A 6,719-nucleotide genomic window follows, 5' to 3' on the forward strand; every position below is an offset into this window, starting at 1 on the left:
CCGGTTCAGTCCGAGCCGGTCAGGCGGGCATCGCTCCGGCAGGCCCGCCCACGACCGTGAGCAGGTCCACGACGAAGATGAGCGTCGAGCCCGCCGGGATCAAGGAAGAGGGCGACTGTCGGCCGTACCCAAGACGCGGGGGAACGATGATCTCGCGCCGACCGCCGACCTTCATCCCCCGCACTCCCCTGTCCATGCCCTTGATGGCCTTGCCACCGCCCACAGCGAACTTGAACGGCTGATCCCGCTCCCAGGAGGAGTCGAACTCCTTGCCGGACGCGAACGTAACCCCTACGTAGTGAACCTGGACAACCCTGCCCGGCAACGCCTCGGGCCCGTCCCCAAGCACGAGGTCCCGAACCGCCAACTCGGCAGGCGCGTCCCCCTCCGGAACCTCGACCACAGGCTTCGCCAGCTCACTCATCACGGCCCCATCACTCACCACCGGACACATGGACACTCCACGCGACAGCCGATCACGCTACCTGCAACGCAAGACCCGGGGCTCTAGCCGAGGAAGGAACGCAAGGCTGCATTGACCTCGTCTGCGTGCGTCCAGAGCAGACCGTGTGGGGCTCCCTCGATCTCCACGTACTGCGCCTCCGGCAAGGCCTGTCGAAAGCGGCGGGCCGTGGCGTCGATGGGCAGGATCTTGTCGGCTGTGCCGTGCAGGATCAGGGCTGGCTTGCCACTGGCGCGGACGGCTTCGACATCGGTGCGGAAGTCTTCGATCCAAGCGGGAACGACAGCGTAGGCCGCCACGGGGGCGCTTGACGTCGCCACGTTCCAGCTCGCGGTGACGGCTTCCTGGCTGATCCGACTGCCGAGGTTCTCCTCGAGATCGTAGAAGTCCGAGAAGAACTGCGTGTACCAGGCGAACCGATCGTCTTTCGCCGCTGCCTCGATCCCGTCGAAGACCTTCTGGGGCACGCCCTCGGGGTTGTCGTCCCGGGCGACAAGGAAGGGTTCGAGCGAGGCCAGGAACGCGAGCTTGGCGACCCTTTCATGTCCGAATCGTGCGACGTAACGGGCGACTTCGCCCGTGCCCATCGAGAAGCCCGCCAGGACGACGTCGCGCAGGTCGAGCGTCTCCAGGACGGTGTTCAGATCTGCGGCGAAGGTGTCGTAGTCGTAGCCAGAGTTCACCTTTGACGACGCGCCGAAGCCCCGTCGGTCGTAGGTGATGACGCGGTACCCGGCGGCCAGGAGGCTTCGCGTCTGGCGCTCCCAGCTGTGGCCGTTCAGCGGATATCCGTGAATGAGGACGACGGGCTTGCCCTCGCCCTGATCCTCGTAATAGAGCTCTACCGGCGTGCTGTTCTCACTGCCTACGGTGATGTACCCCATGTGTTCGTCCCTTTCTGGGTCTACGACCCGCTGTCCACGAATTCATACTGCAGCGCACCCGAGGGACAGCGCCGCACCACTTCGGCCAAGCGCTCGGCGTCGGCACCGTCGGGGCGGATCCACGGGCGCTCGGCCGTGTCGAAGACCTCCGGCAGGCCGTTGACGCATTCGGCGGCGTGCATGCAGCGTCTCGCCTCGAAGGTCACGGTGATCGACCGGCCCTCGTACGCCTTCTTCTCGGTTCCGCCGCTCATGCCGGCCTCCGTCGCCTCTGTCGCTTCCATCGCTCCCGTGCCGGGCAATTCAGTCGCTGACCTTGCTGCGCGACTGGTACAGCAGGTCCTCGTACTCGGGGTGCCGGGCGATCCACCCCGCGAAGAACGGGCAGGTGGCGAGCACCCGCAGGTGCGCGGCGCGCGCCTCGTCGAGGGCGGCGCGGGCCAGCGCCGACCCGACTCCTCTCCCCTCGTACTCCGTCGAGACCTCGGTGTGTACGAACGCGACGAGTTCCGGCGTACGGATGTATTCCGCGACACCCGCGACCTTGGACTCTCCGTCGACGCGGGCCTCGTACCGCCTGGCTTCGGGAACGTCGTTCACTTCCACTGCCATGTGTCCTCCTTTTCTACCGCTACGGATCGGCGTGGCGCCGGGGCGGCAGCGAGGTCAGGCCCCGCTTCCCCTCGCCGTGGCCAGAAGCTGCATCTCCCATGCGAAGGCCACCCCGCTGGCACCGCCGTGCTGCGACTGGACCTCGGCGACACCGGGGACGGTCTTCTCGCGGGCCCAGTCGCGCTGCCACTCGCCCAGCACGGCCATCCAGGTGATCGGCACCACGCCGGCCTGGACCATGCGCCGTACGGCCATGTCGTGGGCTTCCTTCGAGGCGCCGCCCGAGGCGTCGGTGACGGCGAAGACCTCGAAGCCCTCGCCCGCCGCCTGTATCGCCGGCATCGCGACACACATCTCCGTCCACAGACCGGCGATGATCAGCTTCTTGCGGCCGGTCGCCTTGACGGCATCGACGACGCGCTCGTCCTCCCAGGTGTTGATGAAAGTCCTGTTGATCGGCTTCTGCTCGGGGAACACATCCTGCAACCCCTTGATGAGGTAGCCGCCGCGCTCCTCCAGGACGGTCGTCAGGATCGTCGGCACGTCAAACACCTTGGCGGCCTTGGCGAGGCCGACGACGTTGTTCACAATCATCGTGGGTTCGTGGCTATTCAAGTTGGCGAACTGGAACGGCTGATGGTCGATCAGCACGACGACGCTCTCCTCGGGCGTCAGAAGTGCCTGCAGTCCGGATTTCGCTTCGGTGCTCATGGGATCGATCCCTCTCCGGGCGCTGTGGGCCTGCGGGGTGAAACGGGGCACCGACGATTTCAACGGGCGCCGTCGATCTCTACGGGACACCTTCGATCTCGATGTCGGCGATGCAGGCCCCGCGCATCAGCGGCGGTCCGCAGTACCGGCCCAAGGCCCCCCTCAACCCGACTGGATGACGTGTCACCTACATTAGGGTCACCCGGTTGACGCGTCAACCAGATGTCGAGGGCGGTCGGTCCGTGTGCGTTCGAGCCCACGAGCGGGCCGAGAGTGGGGAGCTGGCCGACGCGCACAGCACCCCCGAACATGCCGGGCATCGCGCGGAAACGGCCACGTCAACGAGATAGATGAGCTGTCAACGTCTTCGTTACACTCCATCGATGAACGCGACGCCTCGCTGGCTGACCTCGGAGCAGAAGGCCGCCTGGGACAGCTTCATCCGCATGCAGGAGACGCTCATCGGACGACTCTCCCGCCGAGTCCAGGCCGACTCCCACATGTCAGCCGCCGACTACATCGTCCTGGTGAGCCTCACCGAGCGGGGCGGCGGGCGGATGCGTCTCCTGGACCTGGCCAAGCAGGTGGAGTGGGAGAAGAGCCGCATGTCCCATCAGGTCAAACGAATGATGAAGCGCGGCCTTGTGGGCAGGGAAGAATGCCCCGACGACGGACGCGGAGCGTTCATCGTCGCCACCCCGGCCGGCTACAAGGCGATCGAAGATGCCGCGCCCGTACACGTCGCGCACGTGCGCCGTTTGTTCATCGATGCGCTCACCCAGGAAGAGCTCGACACGCTCGCCCGGATCTCGAACCGCGTCCTCGAACACATGAAGAAGCAGCCTGACTGACCGCTCCGAATGCGGCGAGGGCGTACCAGCGTTCCGGCCGTCGACCGCATCCATTTCCGCCACTCGGTGGGCGTATCAGACGCCTCGCGGCCACTCCTTCCCGATCCAGTTGATCCATCAACTACCCTGATGGTTGTCTTGCCGCGGCAGCCTCCTCCTCGTGCTGAGGAGAGGAGCGACGGCGCAGCGACCATCCCGAGGAGCAGCGATGGAATCCCGCGTGGCGAACAATCCCGACCGATCGCGTTTCGAGGTCTTCGACGGCGACGAGCTCGCTGGCTTCGCCGAGTACCACCAGTACCAGGACGAGATCGCCTTCATTCATACGGAGATCGATCCGCGGTTCGAAGGCAGGGGTCTCGGCGGTGTACTCGCCCGAGCGGCCCTCGGTGCGGCCAGGGAGCAGGGGCTCGGGGTACTTCCCTTCTGCCCCTTCATCCGTGGCTGGATCGGTAAGCACCCCGATTACGCCGACCTGGTGCCGCAGGGGCAACGGGCGCGGTTCGGGCTCTGAGGCGGCCCACGCCGGAGGTTGACCTCGCTTCTTCCGCTTGCGACAGAAGGACCTGCCTCATGAAGACTCCCGTGCCCGACTACCTCGACGAAGTACTCGACAGCCTGCGTGACGACACCAGCGGCGCCAACGCCGACTACATCCCCGAGCTCGCCGAAGCCGATCCGGAGCGCCTCGGCATGGCGCTGACCACGACGCTCGGTCGCACGTACGCCGCCGGTGACGCCGACACCGAGTTCTCCATCCAATCGATCTCCAAGCCGTTCGCCTACGCGGCCGCCATCATCGACCGCGGCCTCGACCGCGTCCTGGATGCCGTCGGGGTCGAACCATCCGGCGAGGCCTTCAACGAACTCTCCCTCGAAGGCGGCACCCACCGGCCCATGAATCCCATGATCAACGCCGGAGCGATCACCACGCACTCGCTCCTGATCGGCTCAGAGGCGAGCCAGGACGATCGCGTCGACCGTGCCGTGACGTTCTTCTCCCGACTCGCCGGCCGGGATCTGCAGGTCGACGAGCGTGTGTGCGCCTCAGAGCTCGTCTCCGCGCACCGCAACCTCGCCATCGGCCACATGCTGCGCACCTACGGCATCCTCGACGGGGACGTGCCCTCCGTCGTCGAGGGATATACGCGCCAGTGCTCGATCCTTGTCAGCGTCCGGGACCTCTCGGTGATGGCCGCGACACTCGCCACCGGCGGCATCCAGCCCGTCACCGGCGAACGGGTGATGGACCCCGCCGTCGCTCAGCACGTCATGGCCGTGATGGCCGCCGCCGGGATGTACGACGCAGCCGGCGACTGGCTCACCCGGGTGGGCATCCCCGCCAAGAGCGGCGTCTCAGGGGGCATCGTCGGCGTCCTGCCCGACCTCGTGGGCATCGGGACGTTCTCCCCGCGCCTGGACTCCCACGGCAACAGCCAGAGAGGGCGCCTCATCTTCGAACGGCTCTCCCGGGACATGGGAATGCACCTGTTCTCCTCCGACCGGGGCCGACTCGACGCCGTCGACGTGAGCGAGTCAGAGGGCACGGTCACCTTCACCCTGCGGGGCAACGTCCAGCTCACCGCCGCTTCGGAGCTCCTGGACCTGATGGCCGACTCGGATGGCACGGCCGACGTGGTCCTGGACGTCACCAAGGTGCATTCCTTCTCGGACCTCGGCCGTCGCATGTCACTCGAGGGGCTGCGCCGACTGCGGCTGGACGGACACAGGGTCGCCGTCCACGACCCCGCGGGAGTGCTGCCGAACCCTGACCTGGGGGACGGCAGTTACCCGGACGTTCTCTGAGCCCCGGGCTCCCGCTTCCAGAATTGCGCCCAACCACGAAGTAGGGGCCATCCGAAGATGGCCCCTACCTGCGACGTTTCCGTCGGGACGACAGGATTTGAACCTGCGACCCCTTGACCCCCAGTCAGGCGCGCGATTCCGGTTCGGAGTTCTGAAGCGCCATTGACGGTCGTGCGACGCCGTACGCGGAGCTACGGCGACGCTGAGACACCTGAAGCGGCAAGTCCGCAGCATGCCGCTTGAACTGCGCGGAAGTATTTCTCGGCAGGGGCAGTGCTCCCGCTTCGCACTGCCACTCGAGAGCGCCCGGAGAGCGGAAAGAGGCCGTTCGCGAACGGCCTCTCGTCTCTGTGCCCACTTGACCTCGGCCGAGTGCTGTCAGGCGTCCTGCATCGGTGCCCAGAACTCTTCGAAGGACATGGTGCCGTCGCCGTCCGTGTCCAGCACGTCGATGAACCGCTGCGCCTGCTCGTTGGTGAGGTGCTCGCCGTTCAGCTCTGCGACGACCTGCCGGTACTCCTTGGCCGTGATCTGACCGTCGCCGTCGAGGTCGTACCGGTCGAAGACCTTGCGTGCGGCCGCTTGCATGTCCACCACGTGAGTTCGCCTTTCCTTGTGATGGCTACGTCGGGTTGTACCTGGCAGCAGCTGCCTTCGGCGTCGTTCGGCCCGTCCGGAGCGACCGCCCACCGGCGGTTCGCCGAGTGGTCGAAGGCAAGGGTGTGGGCCAGGCTCCACCGCCTGGTCCTCGACGAACTCGGTGCCCGCGGTGAGCTGGACTGGTCGCGGTGCGCGATCGACTCGGTGAACATGCGGGCCCTGAAAAGGGGGACCTGACGGGTCCGAATCCTGTCGACCGGGGCAAGTACGGATCGATATTCCACCTGATCACCGAACGGTCAGGTCTGCCCATATCTGTCGCCATTTCCGGGGCCAACCTGCACGACAGCCAGGCCCTGATCCCGCTGGTGAAGGGCATCCCGCCGATCCGCTCGCGCCGCGGCCGGCGACGGCGCCGGCCCGGCAAACTCCATGCCGACAAGGGCTACGACTACGCCCACCTGCGGCGATGGTTACGCAAGCGCGGCATCACCCACCGCATCGCCCGCAAGGGAGTCGAGTCCTCGCAACGGCTGGGGCGCCACCGCTGGACCATCGAACGCACGATGGCCTGGCTCGCCGGCTGCCGCCGCCTCCACCGACGCTACGAACGCAAGGCCGACCACTTCCTCGCCTTCACCAGCATCGCCTGCACCCTCATCTGCTATCGCAGACTCGCCAAATGAGATGACTTCTTAGAGGTCGTTTTCCTCCTGAGTGCAGTGTTCTGAGTTGCTTTGGTCTGCCGCTCGATGTGCTGCTGGTGAGGCTGGAGGGGCTGTTTCTTCTGAC

9 protein-coding genes and 1 pseudogene are annotated in these 6,719 nt (G+C 66.3%); 4 read left to right on the forward strand and 6 right to left on the reverse strand.

Going from position 1 to position 6,719, the window contains the following annotated elements; genetic code table 11:
• Positions 1-19 precede the first annotated feature (19 nt).
• From ACWFRU_RS39210 to ACWFRU_RS39230, 5 genes are all read right to left on the reverse strand, one after another.
• Positions 20-424 carry an FKBP-type peptidyl-prolyl cis-trans isomerase gene (locus ACWFRU_RS39210; protein WP_453693103.1) on the reverse strand — a complete coding sequence of 135 codons (405 nt, stop codon included), beginning with the start codon at positions 422-424 and terminating at the stop codon, positions 20-22.
• 83 nt (positions 425-507) lie between these two features.
• Positions 508-1,347 (reverse strand): alpha/beta fold hydrolase, encoded by an 840-nt coding sequence (locus ACWFRU_RS39215; protein ID WP_453693105.1) that lies wholly within the window; start codon positions 1,345-1,347, stop codon positions 508-510.
• Positions 1,348-1,367: 20 nt separating this feature from the next.
• Positions 1,368-1,601, reverse strand: a complete 234-nt coding sequence (locus ACWFRU_RS39220; RefSeq protein ID WP_453693107.1) for a (4Fe-4S)-binding protein — start codon at positions 1,599-1,601, stop codon at positions 1,368-1,370.
• 49 nt (positions 1,602-1,650) lie between these two features.
• A complete protein-coding gene (locus ACWFRU_RS39225; RefSeq protein ID WP_453693109.1) occupies positions 1,651-1,959 on the reverse strand; it encodes a GNAT family N-acetyltransferase in 309 nt (102 codons plus the stop codon).
• Between the two features lie 54 nt (positions 1,960-2,013).
• Positions 2,014-2,670: a hydrolase gene (locus ACWFRU_RS39230; protein ID WP_453693111.1), complete on the reverse strand. Its 657-nt coding sequence runs from the start codon at positions 2,668-2,670 to the stop codon at positions 2,014-2,016.
• 383 nt (positions 2,671-3,053) lie between these two features.
• On the opposite strand from ACWFRU_RS39230, the gene ACWFRU_RS39235 reads away from it, so the two are divergent.
• From ACWFRU_RS39235 to ACWFRU_RS39245, 3 genes are all read left to right on the forward strand, one after another.
• Positions 3,054-3,521: a MarR family winged helix-turn-helix transcriptional regulator gene (locus tag ACWFRU_RS39235; protein WP_453693113.1), complete on the forward strand. Its 468-nt coding sequence runs from the start codon at positions 3,054-3,056 to the stop codon at positions 3,519-3,521.
• Positions 3,522-3,729: 208 nt separating this feature from the next.
• Positions 3,730-4,035 carry a GNAT family N-acetyltransferase gene (locus ACWFRU_RS39240; RefSeq protein ID WP_453693115.1) on the forward strand — a complete coding sequence of 102 codons (306 nt, stop codon included), beginning with the start codon at positions 3,730-3,732 and terminating at the stop codon, positions 4,033-4,035.
• A gap of 59 nt (positions 4,036-4,094) precedes the next feature.
• Complete coding sequence (locus ACWFRU_RS39245; RefSeq protein WP_453693117.1) at positions 4,095-5,327, forward strand: glutaminase; 1,233 nt, start codon at positions 4,095-4,097, stop codon at positions 5,325-5,327.
• A 378-nt stretch (positions 5,328-5,705) separates the two neighbouring features.
• Here the strand turns inward: ACWFRU_RS39245 and ACWFRU_RS39250 are convergent, their stop codons facing one another.
• Positions 5,706-5,915 carry an EF-hand domain-containing protein gene (locus tag ACWFRU_RS39250; protein ID WP_453693123.1) on the reverse strand — a complete coding sequence of 70 codons (210 nt, stop codon included), beginning with the start codon at positions 5,913-5,915 and terminating at the stop codon, positions 5,706-5,708.
• 30 nt (positions 5,916-5,945) lie between these two features.
• Here ACWFRU_RS39250 and ACWFRU_RS39255 point away from each other — a divergent pair.
• A pseudogene (locus tag ACWFRU_RS39255) lies at positions 5,946-6,613 on the forward strand (IS5 family transposase); the annotation flags it as partial.
• Between the last annotated feature and the right edge of the window lie 106 nt (positions 6,614-6,719).

This window comes from Streptomyces sp. NPDC055099, from assembly GCF_053607685.1.